Genomic DNA, 19,835 nt, shown 5'->3' on the forward strand with positions numbered 1-19,835 from the left:
TAAGCCCCTTTTTTGTCTGGAGAATTTATTATGGCGAAAGAATTTGGTCGCCCACAGCGCGTCGCGCAGGAGATGCAGAAAGAGATCGCTCTCATTCTGCAACGTGAAATCAAAGATCCACGCGTGGGTATGATGACCACCGTGTCTGGCGTGGAAATGTCTCGCGACCTGGCGTACGCCAAAGTGTTTGTAACTTTCCTGAATGACCAGGATGAAGACGCCGTGAAGAACGGCATTAAAGCGTTGCAGGAAGCCTCGGGTTTCATCCGCTCTCTGCTTGGCAAAGCGATGCGCCTGCGTATCGTGCCAGAGCTGACCTTCTTCTACGACAACTCGCTGGTTGAAGGTATGCGTATGTCCAACCTGGTGACCAGCGTGGTGAAACATGACGATGAGCGTCGTGTTAACCCGGCGGACGACAGCAAGGAGGACTGATGAGTCGTCCTCGTCGTCGCGGTCGTGACGTGCATGGCGTGCTGTTGCTGGATAAACCACAGGGCGCATCCAGCAACGACGTGCTGCAAAAAGTGAAGCGTATTTATAACGCCAACCGTGCAGGGCACACTGGCGCGCTGGATCCGCTGGCAACCGGCATGCTGCCGATCTGCCTGGGGGAAGCCACAAAGTTTTCCCAGTACCTGCTGGATTCCGATAAACGCTACCGCGTGATTGCCAAACTGGGCCAGCGCACGGATACCTCCGATGCAGATGGCCAGGTGGTGGAAGAGCGCCCGGTGACCTTCAGCGCAGAGCAACTTGATGCGGCGCTGGACAGCTTCCGTGGTGATACGCTACAGGTGCCGTCGATGTATTCGGCGCTGAAATATCAGGGCAAGAAGCTTTACGAATATGCGCGTCAGGGCATTGAGGTTCCGCGCGAAGCTCGTCCGATTACTGTGTATGAGCTGCTGTTTATTCGTCACGAAGGTGATGAGCTGGAGCTGGAAGTGCACTGTTCGAAAGGGACCTATATCCGCACCATTATTGATGACCTCGGTGAAAAGCTGGGCTGCGGCGCGCATGTGATTTATCTGCGTCGTCTGGCGGTCAGCAAATATCCGGTCGAACGCATGGTGACGCTTGAGCATCTGCACGCCCTGGTTGAACAGGCGCAAGCGCAGGGCGTTGCGCCGGCCGATCTGCTGGACCCGCTGCTGATGCCAATGGACAGTCCGGCAGTGGACTTCCCGGTTGTTAATCTTCCTTTAACATCGTCCGTTTACTTTAAGAACGGAAACCCGGTTCGCACAACGGGAGCTCCCCTTGAGGGCCTGGTACGCGTGACGGAAGGTGACGAAGGCAAATTCATCGGTATGGGCGAAATGGACGGCGAAGGGCGTGTGGCGCCGCGTCGTCTGGTCGTCGACTATCCGGTCGAAGCGTGACGGTGATAACGCCTCACCTTGCGATAAGCAGGGGAGACGAGTAGAATATCGCCGCTTAACGCCTGGTAAATTGTTTAACAATCTGCGGGGCGTACATGGGATAGCTGAATTAGAGATCGGCATCCTTACATTCTTTATACTTTGGAGTTTGAAAATGTCTCTAAGCGTTGAAGCTAAAGCTAAAATCGTTTCTGAGTTTGGTCGTGGTACTAACGACAGCGGTTCTACCGAAGTTCAGGTTGCACTGCTGACTGCACAGATTAACCACCTGCAAGGTCACTTTGCAGAGCACAAAAAAGATCACCACAGCCGTCGTGGTCTGCTGCGTATGGTTTCTCAGCGTCGTAAACTGCTCGACTACCTGAAGCGTAAAGATGTTGCACGCTACACCGCGCTGATCGAGCGTCTGGGTCTGCGTCGCTAATTCTTGCGAGTTTCAGAAAAGGGGGCCTGATGGCCCCTTTTTTCAACCAGACGGCAGCAATTCAATGGAAACTATTGTATTGTTGCTATAAATGATCTTCATTGCAGAGGTTCGCGCGGCTAATGAGAGGCTTCACCCATGGGGGTGTCGGTTGTCATTAGTCGCGAGGATGCGAAGAAGGTCGGGTTAAATCGTCAGCACACCGGTGGTGTGCTTTCAAACATTTAAGAAAGGACAGAATTTTGCTGAATCCGATCGTTCGTAAATTCCAGTATGGTCAGCATACCGTCACGCTGGAAACCGGCATGATGGCGCGTCAGGCTACTGCTGCCGTTATGGTAAGCATGGATGACACTGCTGTATTCGTTACCGTAGTTGGCCAGAAAAAAGCTAAACCAGGTCAGGACTTCTTCCCGCTGACCGTTAACTACCAGGAGCGTACCTACGCTGCCGGTAAAATCCCGGGTGGCTTCTTCCGTCGTGAAGGCCGTCCAAGCGAAGGCGAAACCCTGATCGCGCGTCTGATTGACCGCCCGGTTCGTCCGCTGTTCCCGGAAGGCTTCGTGAACGAAGTGCAGGTTATCGCAACCGTTGTTTCCGTTAACCCGCAGGTTAACCCGGACATCGTCGCGATGATCGGTGCGTCTGCTGCCCTGTCACTGTCTGGTATTCCATTCAATGGCCCAATCGGTGCTGCGCGCGTCGGTTACATCAACGATCAGTACGTGCTGAACCCAACTCAGGAAGAGCTGAAAGAGAGTAAGCTGGACCTGGTTGTCGCTGGTACTGAAGCCGCGGTGCTGATGGTTGAATCCGAAGCTGAACTGCTGAGCGAAGACCAGATGCTGGGCGCTGTGGTATTTGGCCACGACCAGCAGCAGGTTGTTATCCAGAACATCAACGATCTGGTGAAAGAAGCCGGTAAACCACGTTGGGACTGGCAGCCAGAAGCGGCCAACGACGCGCTGAACGCACGCGTTGCTGCACTGGCAGAATCTCGTCTGAGCGACGCATACCGCATCACCGACAAACAGGAGCGCTATGCTCAGGTTGATGTGATCAAATCTGAAGTGACCGCGACCCTGGTTGCCGAAGACGAAACGCTGGACGCTAACGAAATTGGCGAAATCCTGCACGCCATCGAGAAAAACGTTGTTCGTAGCCGCGTACTGGCAGGCGAGCCGCGTATCGATGGCCGTGAAAAAGACATGATCCGTGGCCTGGACGTGCGTACTGGTGTACTGCCACGTACTCACGGTTCTGCGCTGTTCACCCGTGGTGAAACGCAGGCGCTGGTAACCGCGACCCTGGGTACCGCACGTGACGCACAGATCATCGACGAACTGATGGGCGAGCGCACTGACAGCTTCCTGTTCCACTACAACTTCCCTCCGTACTCTGTGGGCGAAACCGGTATGGTTGGCTCACCGAAGCGTCGTGAAATTGGTCACGGTCGTCTGGCGAAGCGCGGCGTGCTGGCAGTGATGCCAGAAGCAGACAAATTCCCGTACACCGTACGTGTGGTGTCTGAAATCACCGAATCCAACGGTTCTTCTTCCATGGCTTCCGTGTGTGGTGCTTCTCTGGCGCTGATGGATGCAGGCGTGCCAATTAAAGCCGCCGTTGCGGGTATCGCAATGGGTCTGGTGAAAGAAGGCGACAACTACGTTGTTCTGTCTGACATTCTGGGTGACGAAGACCACCTGGGCGATATGGACTTCAAAGTGGCGGGTTCCCGCGACGGTATCTCTGCCTTGCAGATGGATATCAAAATTGAAGGCATCACCAAAGAGATCATGCAGGTTGCTCTGAACCAGGCTAAAGGTGCGCGTCTGCACATCCTGGGCGTAATGGAACAGGCTATCAACGCGCCACGCGGTGATATCTCTGAATTCGCTCCGCGTATTCACACCATCAAGATCAATCCAGACAAGATCAAAGATGTTATCGGTAAGGGCGGTTCTGTTATCCGTGCACTGACCGAAGAAACGGGCACCACCATCGAAATCGAAGATGACGGTACTGTGAAGATCGCAGCAACCGACGGCGAGAAAGCGAAATACGCTATCCGTCGTATCGAAGAGATCACGGCAGAAATCGAAGTGGGCCGTATCTACAATGGTAAAGTGACCCGTATCGTTGACTTTGGCGCATTCGTTGCCATCGGTGGCGGTAAAGAAGGTCTGGTACACATCTCTCAGATCGCTGACAAGCGCGTTGAGAAAGTGACCGATTACCTGCAAATGGGTCAGGAAGTACCGGTGAAAGTTCTGGAAGTTGACCGCCAGGGCCGTATCCGTCTGAGCATTAAAGAAGCAACCGAGCAGTCTCAGCCTGCTGCGGCGCCGGAAGCTCCGGCTGCTGAACAGCAAGGCGAGTAAGGTTGCCATTTGCCCTCCGCGCAGGCGGAGGGCTTATTATCAGGCAGGACGCCTTGTTAAGCCGCCGGGGGACAGGACGTTCATCCAATAGTTGTCTTCGGGAGTGGGAAATGAAGCCTTTTTTGCGCTGGTGTTTCGTTGCGACAGCTTTAACGCTGGCAGGATGCAGCAACTCTGCCTGGCGTAAGAGCGAAGTCCTCGCAGTGCCATTGCAACCGACTTTGCAGCAGGAAGTCATTCTGGCACGCATGGAACAAATACTTGCCAGTCGGGCTTTAACCGATGACGAACGCGCACAGCTTTTATATGAGCGCGGAGTGTTGTATGATAGTCTCGGTCTGAGGGCACTGGCGCGAAATGATTTTTCACAAGCGCTGGCGATTCGACCTGATATGCCTGAAGTATTCAATTACTTAGGCATTTATTTAACGCAGGCAGGCAATTTTGATGCTGCCTATGAAGCGTTTGATTCTGTACTTGAGCTTGATCCAACTTACAACTACGCGCACTTGAATCGCGGTATCGCATTGTATTACGGCGGTCGTGATAAGTTAGCGCAAGATGATCTGCTGGCGTTTTATCAAGACGATCCTAATGATCCTTTCCGCAGCCTGTGGCTTTACATCGTTGAGCAGAAGCTCGATGAGAAGCAGGCCAAAGAAGCACTGAAACAGCGCTTCGAGAAATCGGACAAGGAACAGTGGGGATGGAACATTGTCGAGTTCTACCTGGGCAACATTAGCGAAGCAACGCTGATGGAACGCCTCAAGGCGGACGCAACGGATAACACCTCGCTCGCTGAGCATCTCAGTGAAACCAACTTCTATTTAGGTAAGTACTACCTAAGTCTGGGGGATATGGACAGCGCTACGGCACTGTTCAAATTAGCGGTTGCTAACAACGTACATAACTTCGTTGAGCACCGTTATGCATTGTTGGAATTATCGCTCTTGGGCCAGGAGCAAGACGACCTGGCAGAATCGGACCAGCAATAGCTGACGACATAAACATCAGCCCGTAATCTTTTTGATTGCCATCACCTTCACTGGTGAGGGCGTTGTTGTTCGTCAATACACCTAATTTGAGCCGGTTCACACTTTTCAATGAAAATTGCTAATCATTTTCACGATGAGCTAAGTAGACTGGCCGCCATTAATATCGAGGCACTTGTACTACATGGCTGAATTCGAAACCACTTTTGCAGATCTGGGCCTGAAGGCTCCTATCCTTGAAGCCCTTAACGATCTGGGTTACGAAAAACCATCTCCGATCCAGGCTGAGTGTATCCCACACCTGCTTTCTGGTCGTGACGTGCTGGGCATGGCCCAGACTGGTAGCGGTAAAACCGCAGCATTCTCGCTGCCGCTGCTGAACAACATTGATCCGGACCTGCGCGCGCCGCAGATCCTCGTCCTGGCTCCAACCCGTGAACTGGCTGTTCAGGTTGCTGAAGCTATGACGGAATTCTCTAAACATATGCGCGGCGTAAACGTGGTAGCCCTGTACGGCGGCCAGCGTTATGACGTGCAGTTACGCGCCCTGCGCCAGGGCCCACAGATTGTTGTCGGTACGCCGGGCCGTCTGCTGGATCACCTGAAGCGCGGTACCCTGGATCTCTCTAAACTGAGCGGCCTGGTACTGGACGAAGCCGATGAAATGCTGCGTATGGGCTTCATCGAAGACGTAGAAACCATCATGGCGCAGATCCCGGAAGGTCATCAGACCGCTCTGTTCTCTGCAACCATGCCAGAAGCGATCCGTCGCATTACCCGCCGCTTCATGAAAGAGCCGCAGGAAGTGCGCATTCAGTCCAGCGTGACCACTCGCCCGGACATCAGCCAGAGCTACTGGTCTGTATACGGCATGCGCAAAAACGAAGCGCTGGTGCGTTTCCTGGAAGCGGAAGATTTTGATGCGGCGATTATCTTCGTTCGTACCAAAAACGCGACCCTGGAAGTGGCTGAAGCCCTGGAGCGTAGCGGCTACAACAGCGCAGCGCTGAACGGCGACATGAACCAGGCCCTGCGTGAGCAGACGCTGGAGCGTCTGAAAGACGGTCGTCTGGATATCCTGATTGCAACCGACGTGGCAGCACGTGGCCTGGACGTTGAGCGTATCAGCCTGGTTGTAAACTACGATATCCCGATGGACTCCGAGTCTTACGTTCACCGTATCGGCCGTACCGGTCGTGCGGGCCGTGCGGGCCGTGCGCTGCTGTTCGTTGAGAACCGCGAGCGTCGTCTGCTGCGTAACATTGAACGCACCATGAAGCTGACCATTCCAGAAGCCGAGCTGCCAAACGCAGAACTGCTGGGCAAACGCCGTCTGGAAAAATTCGCCGCGAAAGTACAGCAGCAGCTGGAAAGCAGCGATCTGGATCAGTACCGTGCGCTGCTGTCCCAGATCCAGCCTGTCGCTGAAGGCGAAGAGCTGGACATGGAAACCCTGGCCGCAGCACTGCTGAAAATGGCGCAGGGCGAACGTAGCCTGATCGTGCCACCTGATGCGCCGATGCGTCCTAAGCGTGAGTTCCGTGACCGTGACGATCGTTTCGAACGTCGTGGCGACCGTAACGACCGTGGTCCACGTGGTGACCGTCCAGAGCGTGGTGGTGAAGACCGTCCACGTCGCGAGCGTCGTGACGCTGGCGAAATGGAACTGTATCGCATTGAAGTGGGCCGTGATGATGGTGTTGAAGTTCGTCACATCGTTGGCGCGATCGCTAACGAAGGCGACATCAGCAGCCGTTACATCGGTAACATTAAGCTGTTCGGTTCCCACTCCACCATCGAGCTGCCAAAAGGCATGCCGGGCGAAGTACTGCAACACTTTACTCGCACTCGCATCCTGAATAAGCCGATGAACATGCAGCTGCTGGGCGATGCACAGCCACGTCCTGACCGTGGCGGCGAACGTCGTGGCGGTGGTCGCGGTTTCGGTGGCGAGCGTCGTGAAGGCGGTCGCAGCGAAGGTCGCGGTGGTGAAGGCCGTCGTTTCTCCGGCGAGCGCCGCGAAAACCGTGGTCCACGCCGTGAAGAAGGCGCCAGCCGTCGTCGTTTCGGTGACGCGTAAGCCTTTCGCTTCTGACGTAAAGTAAAATATACAGCCCCGATAGTTGCTATCGGGGCTTTTTTTATTCCTTTTGTACTCTTGTACTGGTACAGTGCAACACACTAAAATGCAGAACCACATTTTTCACTGGAGATAAGGCCGCATGGCAACACTAACCACCACCCAAACGTCACCTTCGCTGCTTGGCGGCGTGGTGATCATCGGCGGAACCATCATTGGTGCCGGGATGTTTTCCCTGCCTGTGGTCATGTCCGGTGCGTGGTTCTTCTGGTCGCTGGCGGCGCTGGTTTTCACCTGGTTCTGCATGCTCCATTCCGGGCTGATGATCCTTGAAGCAAACCTGAACTACCGCATTGGCTCCAGCTTCGACACCATCACCCGGGATCTGCTGGGCAAAGGCTGGAACCTGGTGAACGGGCTGTCCATCGCGTTTGTACTCTACATCCTGACCTACGCGTACATTTCAGCGAGCGGGTCGATTCTGCATCACACCTTCTCAGAGATGTCGCTGAATGTTCCGGCGCGTCTGGCGGGTCTCTGCTTCGCGCTGGGCGTGGCGTTTATCGTCTGGATGAGCACCAAAGCGGTCAGCCGCATGACGGCGATCGTGCTGGGCGCAAAGGTCATCACCTTCTTTCTGACCTTCGGCAGCCTGCTGGGGCATGTCACGCCGGCCACGCTGTTTAACGTTGCGGAAGTGAACACCTCCTACACGCCGTACCTGCTGATGACGCTGCCATTCTGTCTTGCGTCGTTCGGCTACCACGGCAACGTACCGAGCCTGATGAAGTACTACGGCAAGGATCCGCGCACCATCGTGAAATGCCTGGTTTACGGCACGCTGCTGGCGCTAGGGCTGTATGTGATCTGGCTGCTGGGGACGATGGGTAACATCCCGCGTCCGGAATTTATCGGCATTGCGCAGAAGGGCGGTAACATTGATGTGCTGGTACAGGCGCTGAGCGGCGTGCTGAACAGCCGCAGCCTGGATCTGCTTCTGGTGGTCTTCTCGAACTTTGCGGTGGCGAGCTCATTCCTCGGCGTGACGCTGGGTCTGTTTGACTATCTGGCGGATCTGTTTGGTTTTGATGACTCTGCGATGGGGCGCTTCAAAACCGCGCTGTTGACCTTCCTGCCGCCGATTGTGGGCGGCCTGCTGTGGCCGAACGGCTTCCTGTACGCCATCGGCTATGCAGGACTGGCGGCCACCATCTGGGCGGCGATTGTACCGGCGCTGCTGGCGCGCAAATCACGTAAGCGCTTCGGCAGCCCGAAATTCCGCGTCTGGGGCGGAAAGCCGATGATTGCGCTGATTCTGGTATTTGGTATCGGCAACGCGGTGGTCCACGTGCTGTCGAGTTTTAACCTGTTGCCTGTGTATCAGTAAACAGAAAGCCCGGTGGCGCTACGCTTACCGGGCCTACAAGGATCGCGTAGGCCGGATAAGGCGAAGCCGCCATCCGGCAAAAAACTACCCCACCAACTCCTCTTTCACCTGCATTGCCAAATCAAACGAATGCAGACGCGCCTGGTGATCGAAAATCTGGCCGTTAACCATAATCTCATCCGCCTGCGTTTCACGCAGCACCGCCTCCAGCCCGTGACGCACTTTCGCCTTATCACCCACCAGCGACATACTCAGAGCCTGCTGCACGCCATACTGCTCGGAGGCCGACCACAGCTGATGCATATTCTCTACCGGCGGCGGAAGCTGGCCCGTCTCACCGCGACGCAGCTTCACAAACGCCTGCTGCATAGAGGTAAACAGGAATTCCGCGTCGCGGTTGCTGTCGGCGGCAATGATATTGATACACACCATCGCATACGGCTTCTCCAGACGTTCAGACGGATTGAAGTGCGTACGATAAAGATGCAGCGCCTGATGCAGCATATCCGGTGCGAAGTGGGAAGCGAACGCGAACGGCAGCCCCAGCTGAGCGGCGAGCTGCGCGCTGTACAGACTTGAGCCTAACAGCCATACCGGGATCTTTTCCCCGTACCCCGGCACAGGACGCACGTGCGGGTTCGGATCCCGCGCGTCAAACCAGTCCACCAGCTCCGCCATGTCACGCGGGAAGTTATCGATATCGCCGCTCATATGGCGACGCAGGGCGCGCATGGTCGGCTGGTCGCTGCCCGGCGCGCGGCCAAGCCCTAGATCAATACGGCCCGGATAGAGGGTATTCAGCGTCCCGAACTGCTCGGCAATCACCAGTGGAGCGTGGTTCGGCAGCATCACACCGCCGGAGCCCAGGTGCAGAGTGGTGGTATTCGCCGCCAGATAGCCAATCAGCACCGAGGTGGCGGCGCTGGCGATGCCCACCATATTGTGGTGCTCCGCCAGCCAGTAGCGGTGATAGCCGCGCTTTTCGGCAAGCTGAGCAAGATCGAGAGAGTGCGTGAAGGCTTCTCTGGCCGAGGAGCCTTGTGGGATCGGCGCCAGATCCAGCACCGAAAACGGAATGGTTTTGTCAGTCATAACAGCTCACTTTGTCGACGGTCAATCTTTAATACTGCATTAAAAAATGATAACCGTTGTTAACAAAGTGAGCTTTTTTTACGCCTGCAATTCCAGCCCGGCGAGACGTCGCCAGTAACCGTTGCAGTCGCTGTTTGCCGTCAGCGGCAGCGGCGAGGCGCCGTTTTCGTTGGCGCGGAAGGCGTCCAGCATGGCGAAAACACCGGTATCAAGCGGCGAAAGCCGCACCATATCCACCAGCCCGTGCATTGACGCCAGTTCGTTGCCGAGGTTATAGACGTAACCGCTCATGGTCTGAATGCCGTTAAGAACAAACACCTGCTGATTCTCCTGCGACAGCATACTGCGTCCGTTCGGGTACTTAATGCAGCAGGTTTCGCACTCGTCTTTCGGGCGATCTTCGGAACGTGCGGTGAAACAGCGGGCAGAGTAGGCCAGCGGCAGATGCCCATAGCTCAGCACTTCCACTTCAAACTTGTTGCGAATGCCCAGCTCTTCGCACTGATGCAGCAGGTTGGCCAGCCAGTCGCGGGAGAGCTCTACCGGCATGCACCAGCGGGTCATCCCCTGTTTGAGCAGCAGGCGCAGAGTCACCGCGTTATAGCAGTTCAGCGCATGTCCGGCGACAAACGGCAGCTTACGCTCGGCACACATGTTCACCACGCCCAGGTCGCTCGCCTCCAGCAGAAACTCACCGTTTTCGACGTAGCGCTTCAGCTCGCCCAGTTCAGAGGACGCCTGCACCAGCGCCAGCGTCGAGAGCACCACCTGCTTGCCGCTGCCGGCCAGGCTTTTCGCTATATCCAGCCAGTCGCCCACTTTGGTGGCGCGGCGCTTGCTGCACACCGCTTCGCCGAGGTAAATCACATCGGCGCTGCTGTTAGCCGCCTGCTGGTAAAAATCTTCCAGCGTTTCTTTTGGCCAGTAGTAAAGCACCGGCCCTAATGAATATTTCATGATTATCTCACTGCCATTTACGGTGATACGCGCCGAGCGTGGTTTGGGTGCCTTCGGACATCGCGCCGAGCGTCTCCATCCATGCTGGCTGCGGGGCGTAGTTTTGCGGATCCGCCATGCAGCGGTCGATGGCCTGACGCCACACCTTCGCCACCTGGCTCACGTAGGCCGGGCTGCGCTGGCGGCCTTCGATTTTCACCGAGGCAATGTTGGCGGCCAGCAGCTCTGGCAGCAACTCCAGCGTGTTGAGGCTGGTAGGCTCCTCCAGTGCGTGGTAACGCTCGCCGTCCACCAGATAGCGGCCTTTGCACAGCGTCGGGTAGCCCGCGTTTTCACCGTCCTGATAGCGGTCAATTAACACGTCATTCAGGCGCGACTCCAGTCCCTGCGGCGTTTGCTGCCAGCGAACAAAGCGGGCAGGCGAGCAGGCGCCGACGGTATTTGGCGATTCACCGGTGAGATAGGAAGAAAGATAGCAGCGGCCTTCGGCCATGATGCACAGGCTGCCGAAGGCAAAAACCTCCAGCGGCACTGGCGTGACGCGCGCCAGTTGCTTAACCTGATGAATAGAGAGCACGCGCGGCAGCACCACGCGAGCCACGTCAAAGTGTCGATGATAAAAACGCACGGCCTCTTCATTGGTGGCCGATGCCTGAACAGAGACGTGGCGCTCAATATGCGGATAACGTTCTGCCGCATACTCAAGCATGGCGAGGTCGGCCAGGATCAGCGCATCGGCGCCCAGCTGGGCCGCCATATCCACGGCGCGCTGCCAGCGGGCGTAGCCATCAGGATGGGCAAAGGTATTGATGGCGATGTGCAGTTTGCGCCGGTGCTGGTGAACGAAGTTAACGGCTTCCTGAAGCTTTTTCTCCGTAAAGTTAAGACCCGCAAAATGGCGGGCGTTGGTATCATCTTTCAGCCCGATATAGACCGCATCGGCCCCATTTTCGATGGCCGCCTTAAGCGCCGGAAGGTTTCCGGCAGGGCAGAGCAGCTCCATAATTTATCCCGATGTTGTCGATCGCAGGGATCGTAAAAAATGTTAACGAGCTGGGATTTTAATTAACCCATACGCGACAATTTTTGATTTAAGGCAGCTAATGGCGTATTGATGGCACCAATAATGAGGTATACCGGACAACGGTTTGTTGATTTACGCCGCTATCTTCTTGTCGGGATATGGCAAAATAGCAGGACTATAGCTATCAGGGAGTAAAGCTCGTGCTGGATAAACTGCGTTCACGTCTCGTACAATTTGGTCCATCAATGCTGAGCGTGCCGGTAAAACTGGCGCCGTTCGCGCTTAAACGCCAGGTGCTGGAACAGGTACTGAGCTGGCAGTTCCGCCAGGCGCTACAGGACGGTGAGCTGGAGTTTCTGGAAGGCCGCTGGTTAAAGATTGAAGTGCGCGATATCGGGTTACGCTGGTTTACTTCCGTTGAGAACGATCGGCTGATCGTCCGTGAAACCGCCGAGGTGGATGTCAGCTTTAGCGCGGATGCCAGCGATCTGCTGATGATTGCCGCGCGCAAACAGGATCCGGACACGCTCTTCTTCCAGCGTCGTCTGGTGATTGAAGGCGACACGGAGCTCGGTCTGTACGTCAAAAATTTAATGGATGCCATTGAGCTGGAGCAGATGCCGAAAGCGCTGCGTATGATGTTGATGCAAATGGCAGATTTCGTTGAGGCCGGGCTAAAAACCCCGCCGGACAGTAAACACACTTCAGTAGGTGAGCCATGCTGATTCGAGTCGAAATTGGGATTGATGCGCCGGGTATCGATGCGTTGTTACGCCGCTCTTTTGCAGGCGACGCCGAAGCCCAACTGGTTCACGATCTTCGCGAAGATGGCCTGATTACGCTGGGCCTGGTTGCCACTGACGATGAAGGGCAGGTGGTCGGCTACGTGGCCTTCAGCCCGGTGATTGTGCAGGGTGAAGAGTTGCAGTGGGTCGGCATGGCGCCGCTGGCGGTGGATGAAAACTACCGTGGCCAGGGCCTGGCGCGCCAGCTGGTCTATGAAGGGCTGGATTCCCTGAATGAATTTGGCTATGCCGCTGTCGTCGTTCTGGGCGATCCGGCCTTCTACGAACGTTTAGGTTTTGAGCCAGCGTCCAGATACGATCTGCGCTGCCACTGGCCGGGCACGGAAACATCTTTCCTGGTGCATCCTCTGGCGGATGATGCGCTAGACGGCGTTACCGGTCTGGTGGAGTACCACGATCATTTCAATCGTTTTTAAGCAGGCTTTCGCGTAGCGCCTCGAAAGAGCCGTCCCCGTTGACGAGACGCTCTTTCTGGCGCTTCGTCAGCTGCTTGATGCGGTATTCCAGCCTGAGCGCCAGGGATCGGTCGCCCACGGCGGCTGAAAACGCTAACTGAAGTTCACCTTTCCCCCGCAGTGCTTTCGCTCCTTTCCCCGTTTGATGTTGTAAAAAACGCCGTGCCACATCGGTCGTGATCCCGGTGTAGAGTGCGTTATCAGCGGTTCGGACAAGATAGAGAAACCAGCACACGGTAAACAGATTCAGTATGTTAAGGTGAACGCACCATAGCATGAGAGAGAGCGAAAATGGAAACACTGGCCGCCATTAACCGCTGGCTGGCAAAGCAGCATGTCGTGACCTGGTGCGTCTGTAAAGACGAGGAGATGTGGTGCGCAAATGCCTTTTATTACTACGATCCCGAGCGCGTGGCCTTTTACGTGATGAGCGAAGATAAAACGCGGCATGCGCAGATGACGGGCCAGCAGGCAAAAGTGGCGGGCACGGTAAACGGTCAGCCTAAAACCGTTGCGCTGATCCGCGGGGTCCAGTTCAAAGGCGAAATTCGTCGCCTGGAAGGGGAGGAGAGCGACGCGCAACGTAAACGCTATACGCGCCGCTTCCCGGTGGCTGCGGCGCTAAAAGCCCCGGTGTGGGAAATACGCCTTGATGAGCTGAAATTTACCGACAACACCCTGGGCTTTGGTAAAAAGCTGCACTGGTTACGCGCCGAGCAGGCGTAGCGCTTCGCGGTTAAACGCCGGCAGATCGTCCGGTGTACGGCTGGTGATCAGCTGATCGTTATCGTTCACCACTTCCTGATCGTAAAACTCGGCTCCCGCGTTTTTCAGATCGATAACGATCGGCTTCACCGCGGTGAGCTTACGCCCGCGTACCACCTCGGCGCTGATCAGCAGCTGCGGACCGTGGCAAATGGCAAATACCGGTTTACCGGTGCCGACGAAGTCACGGGTAAAGGTGACGAAACGCTCGTCTCCGCGCAGGGAATCCGGTGAATGGCCGCCCGGTAACAGCAGGGCGTCGAAATCCGACGGGCTGACGTTATCAATGGATTCGTCAATGGTCACGCTGGCTTCGCCCTTATGGCCCTTCACGGTTTTCCCCGCTTCTTTCTCGATGGTAACCACCTCGTGGCCCGCCTTGCGGAATGCCTCTGCTGGTGACGTAAATTCTGAATCTTCAAACTCGTCGGTAATCAAGACTGCGATTTTTTTACCCATGCTTCCTCCGTTGTTTTCGCTTCAGACTGTTTTTTTCCCGTTTGTGGTAAATACTTACCGGTAACAGACTTTTAAGTGTGGTAGAGCAGGCCCAGAACGCAAACGGACAATTCTGTAAAGGGGATAAGATGAGTCAGGTACTGATTACCGGCGCAACCGGGCTGGTGGGTGGACATCTGCTGCGGCTGCTGATCCAGGATCGTCATATCAACTATATCGCCGCCCCGACGCGTCGCCCGCTGTTGGATATCACCGGCGTCTATAACCCGCACGATCCACAGCTCACCGACGCGCTGGCGCAGGTGCAGGATCCCATTGATATCGCCTTTTGCTGCCTTGGCACCACCCGACGGGAAGCGGGCAGTAAAGAAGCCTTTGTCCATGCGGATTACACGCTGGTGGTGGATACCGCCCTGACGGCGAAAAAGCTGGGCGCTAAACATTTCCTGGTGGTCAGCGCGCACGGCGCGAACGCAGGCTCGCCGTTTTTTTACAACCAGGTGAAGGGCAAAATGGAAGAGGCGTTAATCGCGCAGAAATGGGAGCGCCTGACCATCGCGCGGCCTTCCATGCTGATGGGGCACCGTGACGAACGTCGTTTTAACGAGTCTTTTTTCGCTCCGCTGTTTCGCATTCTGCCGGGTAACTGGAAGTCCATCGAGGCGCGGGATGTCGCGCTGGCGATGCTAAAAGAGGCGCTGGCTCCGTCGCAGGAGGGGGTTAATATTATCCCTTCGGCAAAACTGCGTGAAATCGCGCAGGGCGAGGCGTAAACTTCCCCGGCTTATTAAATAACACCTTCCGGGGAATGGTATGACTGGTCAGTCTTCATCTCAGGCGGCAACACCTGTTCAGTGGTGGAAGCCCGCACTCTTCTTTCTCGTGGTCATCATTGGCCTCTGGTATGTGAAATGGCAGCCGTACTACGGTAAAGCCTTCACCGCCGCCGACACCCACAGCATCGGTAAATCGATTCTCGCGCAGGCCGATTCCAGCCCGCTACGCGCGGCGTGGGATTACGCCATGGTCTATTTTCTTGCCGTCTGGAAAGCGGCGGTATTGGGCGTATTGCTGGGCTCGCTGATTCAGGTACTTATCCCGCGTAACTGGCTGGTGAAAACCCTGGGACAGCCGCGCTTGCAGGGCACTTTGCTGGGGACGATTTTCTCCCTGCCGGGCATGATGTGCTCCTGCTGCGCCGCACCGGTGGCGGCGGGTATGCGCCGACAGCGCGTGTCGATGGGCGGCGCGCTTGCCTTCTGGATGGGTAACCCCCTGCTGAACCCGGCAACGCTGGTGTTTATGGGTTTCGTTCTCGGCTGGCATTTTGCGTTTATCCGTCTGGCGGCTGGCCTGCTGACGGTGGTGCTTGTCGCTACGCTGGTGCAGCACCTGGTGAAAGACAACGAGGCCGGGCCTGCCTCCGTTGAGCTGTACGTCAGCGAGCCGCAGGGCAGTTTCTTTGCTCGCTGGGGCAAAGCGCTGTGGCAGCTTTTCTGGAGCACCATTCCGGTCTATATCCTGGCCGTACTGGTGCTGGGGGCGGCGCGCGTCTGGCTGTTCCCGCATGCGGATGGCGCTATCGACAACACGCTGATGTGGGTGATTGCGATGGCGGTGGCCGGGTGCCTGTTTGTGATCCCAACCGCGGCGGAGATCCCGATTATTCAGACCATGATGATGGCCGGTATGGGGACCGCACCGGCGCTGGCGCTGCTCATCACGCTGCCGGCGGTGAGCCTGCCGTCGCTTATCATGCTGCGTAAGTCATTCCCGGCGAAAGCGCTGTGGCTGACTGCGGGGCTGGTGGCGTTGAGCGGAGTGATTGTGGGGAGTATGGCACTTGTGTGAAAAAAGCCCGGTGGCGCTAGCGCTTACCGGGCCTGTAGCCAGGTGGGAATTACTTAATGTAAGTAAAGGCGGTGGTGACGTGTTTCACGCCGCTCACCCGGCTGGCGATATCCGCCGCCGCTTTCCCTTCACGTTCCGTCACCAGACCCAGCAGGAACACTTCGCCGTTCTCCGTGGTCACTTTCACGTTTGAGGATTTCACCTGGTCGGTACCCAGCAGCTGGGAACGCACTTTAGTGGTGATCCAGGTATCAGATGACGCGGTGCCGAGACCAATCGGCTGGCCCTGGCGGATCTCGTTAAACACTTCCGCCGTACCTTCCACACCCATCGCGATCTGTTTGGCGCGCGAGGCGAGTTCAGGATTTGGCGCCTGGCCTGCCAGCAGCACTTTGCCCTGATAAGCCGTCACGTTGATGCGTGCTTCCTTCTTGATCTGCTCGTCTTTCGACAGCGCACTGTTTACGCGCAGCTCAAGCGTACCGTCATCCACCTGCGTCCCAACGGTACGCGGATCGGTCGCTGCTTTGGTGCCGACCGCTGCGGTGCCGACGACAGCGGCAGCGATGCATCCCTGAAGCAGTAATGCAGACATCACGACTGCAAGGGCCGATAAAACCTTCATGAGAACTCCTTAATCATCCTGGTGAGGGAAAAGCGTGTTATCGATCAGATCGCATAAGCAGTTCACCGTGAGCATATGCATCTCCTGGATGCGGGCGCTACGGTGCGAAGGAATGCGGATCTCCACATCCTGCGGCCCCAGCAGGCCAGCCAGCTCACCGCCGTCGTAACCGGTCAGGGCGACAATCGTCATATCCCGGGTCACTGCCGCTTCAACCGCTTTAACGATATCCCGGCTGTTACCGCGCGTGGAGATCGCCAGCAGCACGTCTCCGGCATGGCCTAAGGCGCGCACCTGCTTGGCGTAGATTTCGTCATGCAGACGATCGTTAGCAATCGCAGTTAAGACCACGTTATCGGTGTTTAGTGCAATGGCAGGTAAACTCGGGCGCTCGGTTTCGAAGCGATTGATCATGCTGGCAGCAAAATGCTGTGCGTTGGCGGCGGACGTGCCATTGCCACAACAGAGGATTTTGTTGCCGTTGAGCAGCGACTGAACCAGCGTCATCGCTGCACGCGAGATCGCGTCCGGAAGGGCTTCCGCCGCGGCAATCTGCGTTTGAATGCTTTCTGTGAAGCACACTTTAATTCGTTCGAGCACGGTATCCCTTTAAAATCTTATTTATGCGTCTTCGCCAAACGCGTTTTTAAGCCAGTCGATCGCATTTCCGGTGAAGGCTACCACATCGAAACGGCAATCCACAGTATCAAAACTCCCATTATGGCGGGCAAGCCACAAGTGGGCAGTCTGTAATAATTTTTGTTGTTTGGCGAGCGTCACGCTGGCGGCAGCACCGCCAAAACGGGACGACTGTCGGTAGCGAACTTCAACAAACACGATGGTCTGACCGTCTTTCATGATCAGGTCAATTTCGCCGCCGCGCCCGCGAACGTTTGCGGCGACAAAGCGCAGTCCTTTGCCTTCAAGCCAGCGACGCGCCTTTAACTCCCACGCGTCGCCGGTCTGTTTACGGCTTAACTGGCCGGGACAATCTGCCCCTGCTGGTATTTGAGCCATGATAACTTCCTGTTAATCACACAATCCTGATCGGCGGTCAGATCGCCGGTATTCCCGTTAAGCTCGAAGCCCGGTACCTGACGCATCTGGGTGAAGTGGTTTGCCAGCGCCCAGGCATCAACGCCCATCGCGTACAGACGCGCCAGGGAATAGTCATTGCGCACCGCGCCCAGCGCCTGCTGCATCAACTGCGGGTTGCTGCCTGCCAGCATGGGGATCTCGCTGTATTGCAGTCCTTCCATTTCCAGACGGAAATCCGGGCCTGCGGTACCCTGTGCGCTGCGTGAGCTGGCGTAGAGCGTTGCGCCGCTCTGGCTGCCGTTACGCATGGCGATCATCGGTTTGATAAAAGCGATCTCTTCCGGCGTAGCGACGATGTACGCCGAATCCACTTTACCGCCGCCGCTTATTTGCGCGTCGGTAGGTGGCGCCGGGATCGTCAGACCGCCGATGGTGACGCTCTGCTGCTGCGGCAGGCTGGCGCTGACCGGGCTGCCGTTAAGGGCGATACCTGCGCCGCCGTTGACGCCCGCTCTCAGTTCGGAAGCTGAGCCAAATTTCTGCTGCAACACCACGCCACCGCCAAGGGTCTGCCACTCTTGCGCAAACGCGTTGGCAACGCGATCGCCCAGCGTGCTGCGTGGGATCAGCAGCAGCGGCGCCTGCTTGCCCTGCTCGTGAATATGGCGGGCCGCATCGCGGGCTTCATCCTCCGGAGAGAGGGCGAAGTAACAGATATTGGCGCGGTTCTGAACCTGCTCAGGCTGGTTAAGCGCCAGCACGTTCAGCGTGGTGTTGCTCTTCATCAGCGCTTCCACGTTGTTTTTCAACAGCGGGCCGACAACGATGCTGGCCCCGTCCTGCTGAACCTGCGCCAGCACCTGGTCAAGCGGCTGGGCGCTGGTGTCGTAGATTTTCAACTCTGCACCAGGATTAGCGCTGGTGGTGGCCACAGCCTGCGGCTGGGTTGCTGGCTGCTGTTCCGGCTGCGCGGTTTGCGGCTGAGGTTGTTCTGCCGTCGCGGGCGCCGGTGTTTCAGCCGGGGCCTGTGTTGCCGCAGGCGCTGGGGTAGCAGGCTGCGTCGTTGGGGCGGTAACCGGATTCTGCATGGTGCCCTGCGCAGGGGTTTGCGCGGTGGTCAGGTCGCTGGTTTCGGCGGCGGACGGGCTGACAACGTCATTCACATTCGCCGCCTGTGCAGCCTGCGCCGGAACCGCGCTGCCGCTGACAGCGGTAGTGCCGTTTTTCGCGGCTTCAAAACCTTGCTGAATGGCGCGACCAAATACCGCTGCCTGGCCGTTTAACGGCAGCAGCAGGGCGATTTTGCTGGTGGAGGCGGGCTTAAAGTTTTGCACGTTCACCAGCTGCGTTGGCAGCATTTTCGCTCCCGGATTTTGCGGGTAACGCTTTTGCCAGTCGGTAATGCCGGCTTTCAGCATGTTCGGATCGCTGCGGTTGTTGAACCACATCTGTTGCAGATCCAGCCAGCCTTGCAGGACATTTTCATCGGCGTTGATGACCAGCGCTTTGGCCTGATCCTGGGTCATGGAGGCGAGCGCCTGCCAGGTTGCGTCAATATTTTTCTGCTTGTCCGCACCCGCGAGCAGAGGCTCCTGGGCAATCAGCGCGCGGAGTAGCGTCAGGGAAGGGCGACCCTGCTCAGCGGTGATACCGGCCTGCCAGAAACGGGCCTGCTGGTTTTTATCCAGCGTGCTGAGATCGATGGTGCCGAGGATCTTCTTCGCGCCGTCGTAATCTTTTTGCGCGACCTTCAGTTCTGCCGACAGCAGCGTCTGCTCATGGCGCTGAGTGTCGTTAAGATCCTGCGGCAGCTGGCTGAACAGCTCGGCGGCCTGCTGGGTTTTCCCTTCTTTCAGCAGTGCACGAATGGCGAGTAATTGCCAGTTGATCCTGGTATCATTTGTACTCTGCGACATTTGTTGCAGATAAAAGCCAGAATCAGCCTGAGCGGATCCCTGCATATGAGCAGTGCTCTGGTCAGGTGCCTGGGTGCCGCAGCCGGTAAAGATCAGGGCTGCCAGCAGGAGGGGCACGCTGTGCGCGGCTTTTTTTCGAAGAAACGTTAACGGTACCATACTGTATCCAGTGATTTTTTTACGCAATGCTCAATATTA

General features: G+C 56.7%; 22 protein-coding genes. 13 read left to right on the forward strand and 9 right to left on the reverse strand.

What is annotated here, in order from left to right; all coding sequences use genetic code 11:
* Positions 1 to 30 precede the first annotated feature (30 nt).
* The 8 genes from rbfA (at position 31) to mtr (ending at position 8,649) form a co-directional block, all read left to right on the forward strand.
* Positions 31 to 435 carry a 30S ribosome-binding factor RbfA gene (rbfA, locus tag ACOTW6_RS07220; protein WP_003861793.1) on the forward strand — a complete coding sequence of 135 codons (405 nt, stop codon included), beginning with the start codon at positions 31 to 33 and terminating at the stop codon, positions 433 to 435.
* Positions 435 to 1,385: a tRNA pseudouridine(55) synthase TruB gene (gene truB, locus ACOTW6_RS07225; protein WP_062933417.1), complete on the forward strand. Its 951-nt coding sequence runs from the start codon at positions 435 to 437 to the stop codon at positions 1,383 to 1,385. The genes rbfA and truB overlap by 1 nt, the downstream gene beginning before the upstream one ends.
* Before the next feature lie 154 nt (positions 1,386 to 1,539).
* On the forward strand, positions 1,540 to 1,809 hold the full coding sequence (gene rpsO, locus ACOTW6_RS07230; RefSeq protein ID WP_003861789.1) for a 30S ribosomal protein S15: 270 nt from the start codon (positions 1,540 to 1,542) through the stop codon (positions 1,807 to 1,809).
* 242 nt (positions 1,810 to 2,051) lie between these two features.
* The gene (gene pnp, locus ACOTW6_RS07235; RefSeq protein WP_003861786.1) at positions 2,052 to 4,190 is read left to right on the forward strand and encodes a polyribonucleotide nucleotidyltransferase; all 2,139 of its coding nucleotides are present in this window, start codon (positions 2,052 to 2,054) and stop codon (positions 4,188 to 4,190) included.
* A gap of 110 nt (positions 4,191 to 4,300) precedes the next feature.
* Entirely contained in the window at positions 4,301 to 5,185 is an 885-nt protein-coding gene (gene nlpI, locus ACOTW6_RS07240; protein WP_003861782.1) for a lipoprotein NlpI, read from the forward strand.
* A 108-nt stretch (positions 5,186 to 5,293) separates the two neighbouring features.
* On the forward strand, positions 5,294 to 5,374 hold the full coding sequence (yrbN, locus tag ACOTW6_RS07245) for a protein YrbN (RefSeq protein ID WP_097397692.1): 81 nt from the start codon (positions 5,294 to 5,296) through the stop codon (positions 5,372 to 5,374).
* Positions 5,367 to 7,262: a DEAD/DEAH family ATP-dependent RNA helicase gene (locus ACOTW6_RS07250; RefSeq protein ID WP_003861780.1), complete on the forward strand. Its 1,896-nt coding sequence runs from the start codon at positions 5,367 to 5,369 to the stop codon at positions 7,260 to 7,262. Before yrbN ends, ACOTW6_RS07250 begins: the two co-directional genes overlap by 8 nt.
* Positions 7,263 to 7,404: 142 nt before the next feature.
* A complete protein-coding gene (mtr, locus tag ACOTW6_RS07255) occupies positions 7,405 to 8,649 on the forward strand; it encodes a tryptophan permease (protein WP_006812114.1) in 1,245 nt (414 codons plus the stop codon).
* Between the two features lie 84 nt (positions 8,650 to 8,733).
* Here mtr and ACOTW6_RS07260 read toward each other — a convergent pair whose 3' ends face one another.
* The 3 genes from ACOTW6_RS07260 to ubiU all read right to left on the reverse strand — a co-directional run bounded on the left by ACOTW6_RS07260 (position 8,734) and on the right by ubiU (position 11,701).
* Entirely contained in the window at positions 8,734 to 9,741 is a 1,008-nt protein-coding gene (locus tag ACOTW6_RS07260; protein WP_213789275.1) for a luciferase-like monooxygenase, read from the reverse strand.
* Positions 9,742 to 9,819: 78 nt separating this feature from the next.
* On the reverse strand, positions 9,820 to 10,698 hold the full coding sequence (locus ACOTW6_RS07265) for a U32 family peptidase (RefSeq protein WP_213789274.1): 879 nt from the start codon (positions 10,696 to 10,698) through the stop codon (positions 9,820 to 9,822).
* A 7-nt stretch (positions 10,699 to 10,705) separates the two neighbouring features.
* Complete coding sequence (gene ubiU, locus ACOTW6_RS07270) at positions 10,706 to 11,701, reverse strand: ubiquinone anaerobic biosynthesis protein UbiU (RefSeq protein ID WP_045329228.1); 996 nt, start codon at positions 11,699 to 11,701, stop codon at positions 10,706 to 10,708.
* A 221-nt stretch (positions 11,702 to 11,922) separates the two neighbouring features.
* Between ubiU and ubiT the strand changes: the two genes are divergently transcribed.
* Together ubiT and ACOTW6_RS07280 are read left to right on the forward strand one after the other, a co-directional pair.
* Positions 11,923 to 12,447, forward strand: a complete 525-nt coding sequence (gene ubiT / locus ACOTW6_RS07275; protein WP_063405147.1) for a ubiquinone anaerobic biosynthesis accessory factor UbiT — start codon at positions 11,923 to 11,925, stop codon at positions 12,445 to 12,447.
* Positions 12,441 to 12,944, forward strand: coding sequence for a GNAT family N-acetyltransferase (locus tag ACOTW6_RS07280; RefSeq protein ID WP_032649650.1), 504 nt, complete (start codon positions 12,441 to 12,443; stop codon positions 12,942 to 12,944). Before ubiT ends, ACOTW6_RS07280 begins: the two co-directional genes overlap by 7 nt.
* On the opposite strand, the gene ACOTW6_RS07285 is transcribed toward ACOTW6_RS07280, so the two are convergent.
* Positions 12,931 to 13,260: a GIY-YIG nuclease family protein gene (locus tag ACOTW6_RS07285; protein WP_003861768.1), complete on the reverse strand. Its 330-nt coding sequence runs from the start codon at positions 13,258 to 13,260 to the stop codon at positions 12,931 to 12,933. The genes ACOTW6_RS07280 and ACOTW6_RS07285 overlap by 14 nt on opposite strands.
* Before the next feature lie 14 nt (positions 13,261 to 13,274).
* Between ACOTW6_RS07285 and ACOTW6_RS07290 the strand changes: the two genes are divergently transcribed.
* Positions 13,275 to 13,709 carry a YhbP family protein gene (locus ACOTW6_RS07290; protein WP_003861766.1) on the forward strand — a complete coding sequence of 145 codons (435 nt, stop codon included), beginning with the start codon at positions 13,275 to 13,277 and terminating at the stop codon, positions 13,707 to 13,709.
* On the opposite strand, the gene ACOTW6_RS07295 is transcribed toward ACOTW6_RS07290, so the two are convergent.
* The gene (locus tag ACOTW6_RS07295) at positions 13,689 to 14,207 is read right to left on the reverse strand and encodes a type 1 glutamine amidotransferase domain-containing protein (RefSeq protein ID WP_015571965.1); all 519 of its coding nucleotides are present in this window, start codon (positions 14,205 to 14,207) and stop codon (positions 13,689 to 13,691) included. The two genes, ACOTW6_RS07290 and ACOTW6_RS07295, sit on opposite strands and share 21 nt — an antisense overlap.
* A 128-nt stretch (positions 14,208 to 14,335) precedes the next feature.
* On the opposite strand from ACOTW6_RS07295, the gene ACOTW6_RS07300 reads away from it, so the two are divergent.
* Together ACOTW6_RS07300 and ACOTW6_RS07305 are read left to right on the forward strand one after the other, a co-directional pair.
* A complete protein-coding gene (locus ACOTW6_RS07300; RefSeq protein ID WP_023304489.1) occupies positions 14,336 to 14,980 on the forward strand; it encodes an NAD(P)H-binding protein in 645 nt (214 codons plus the stop codon).
* 40 nt (positions 14,981 to 15,020) lie between these two features.
* Positions 15,021 to 16,058, forward strand: a complete 1,038-nt coding sequence (locus ACOTW6_RS07305; protein WP_213789273.1) for a permease — start codon at positions 15,021 to 15,023, stop codon at positions 16,056 to 16,058.
* Between the two features lie 49 nt (positions 16,059 to 16,107).
* Here ACOTW6_RS07305 and dolP read toward each other — a convergent pair whose 3' ends face one another.
* From dolP to ACOTW6_RS07325, 4 genes are read right to left on the reverse strand one after another with little or no spacing between them, the layout of a single operon-like run.
* A complete protein-coding gene (dolP, locus tag ACOTW6_RS07310; RefSeq protein WP_006812102.1) occupies positions 16,108 to 16,683 on the reverse strand; it encodes a division/outer membrane stress-associated lipid-binding lipoprotein in 576 nt (191 codons plus the stop codon).
* 9 nt (positions 16,684 to 16,692) lie between these two features.
* The gene (diaA, locus tag ACOTW6_RS07315; RefSeq protein ID WP_003861754.1) at positions 16,693 to 17,283 is read right to left on the reverse strand and encodes a DnaA initiator-associating protein DiaA; all 591 of its coding nucleotides are present in this window, start codon (positions 17,281 to 17,283) and stop codon (positions 16,693 to 16,695) included.
* A 21-nt stretch (positions 17,284 to 17,304) separates the two neighbouring features.
* On the reverse strand, positions 17,305 to 17,700 hold the full coding sequence (locus ACOTW6_RS07320) for a YraN family protein (protein WP_003861751.1): 396 nt from the start codon (positions 17,698 to 17,700) through the stop codon (positions 17,305 to 17,307).
* Complete coding sequence (locus tag ACOTW6_RS07325) at positions 17,658 to 19,796, reverse strand: penicillin-binding protein activator (RefSeq protein WP_023295491.1); 2,139 nt, start codon at positions 19,794 to 19,796, stop codon at positions 17,658 to 17,660. Before ACOTW6_RS07325 ends, ACOTW6_RS07320 begins: the two co-directional genes overlap by 43 nt.
* Positions 19,797 to 19,835: the final 39 nt, after the last annotated feature.

This window comes from Enterobacter cloacae complex sp. IR5403 (genome assembly GCF_049238705.1).
Taxonomy (GTDB): domain Bacteria; phylum Pseudomonadota; class Gammaproteobacteria; order Enterobacterales; family Enterobacteriaceae; genus Enterobacter; species Enterobacter hormaechei_C.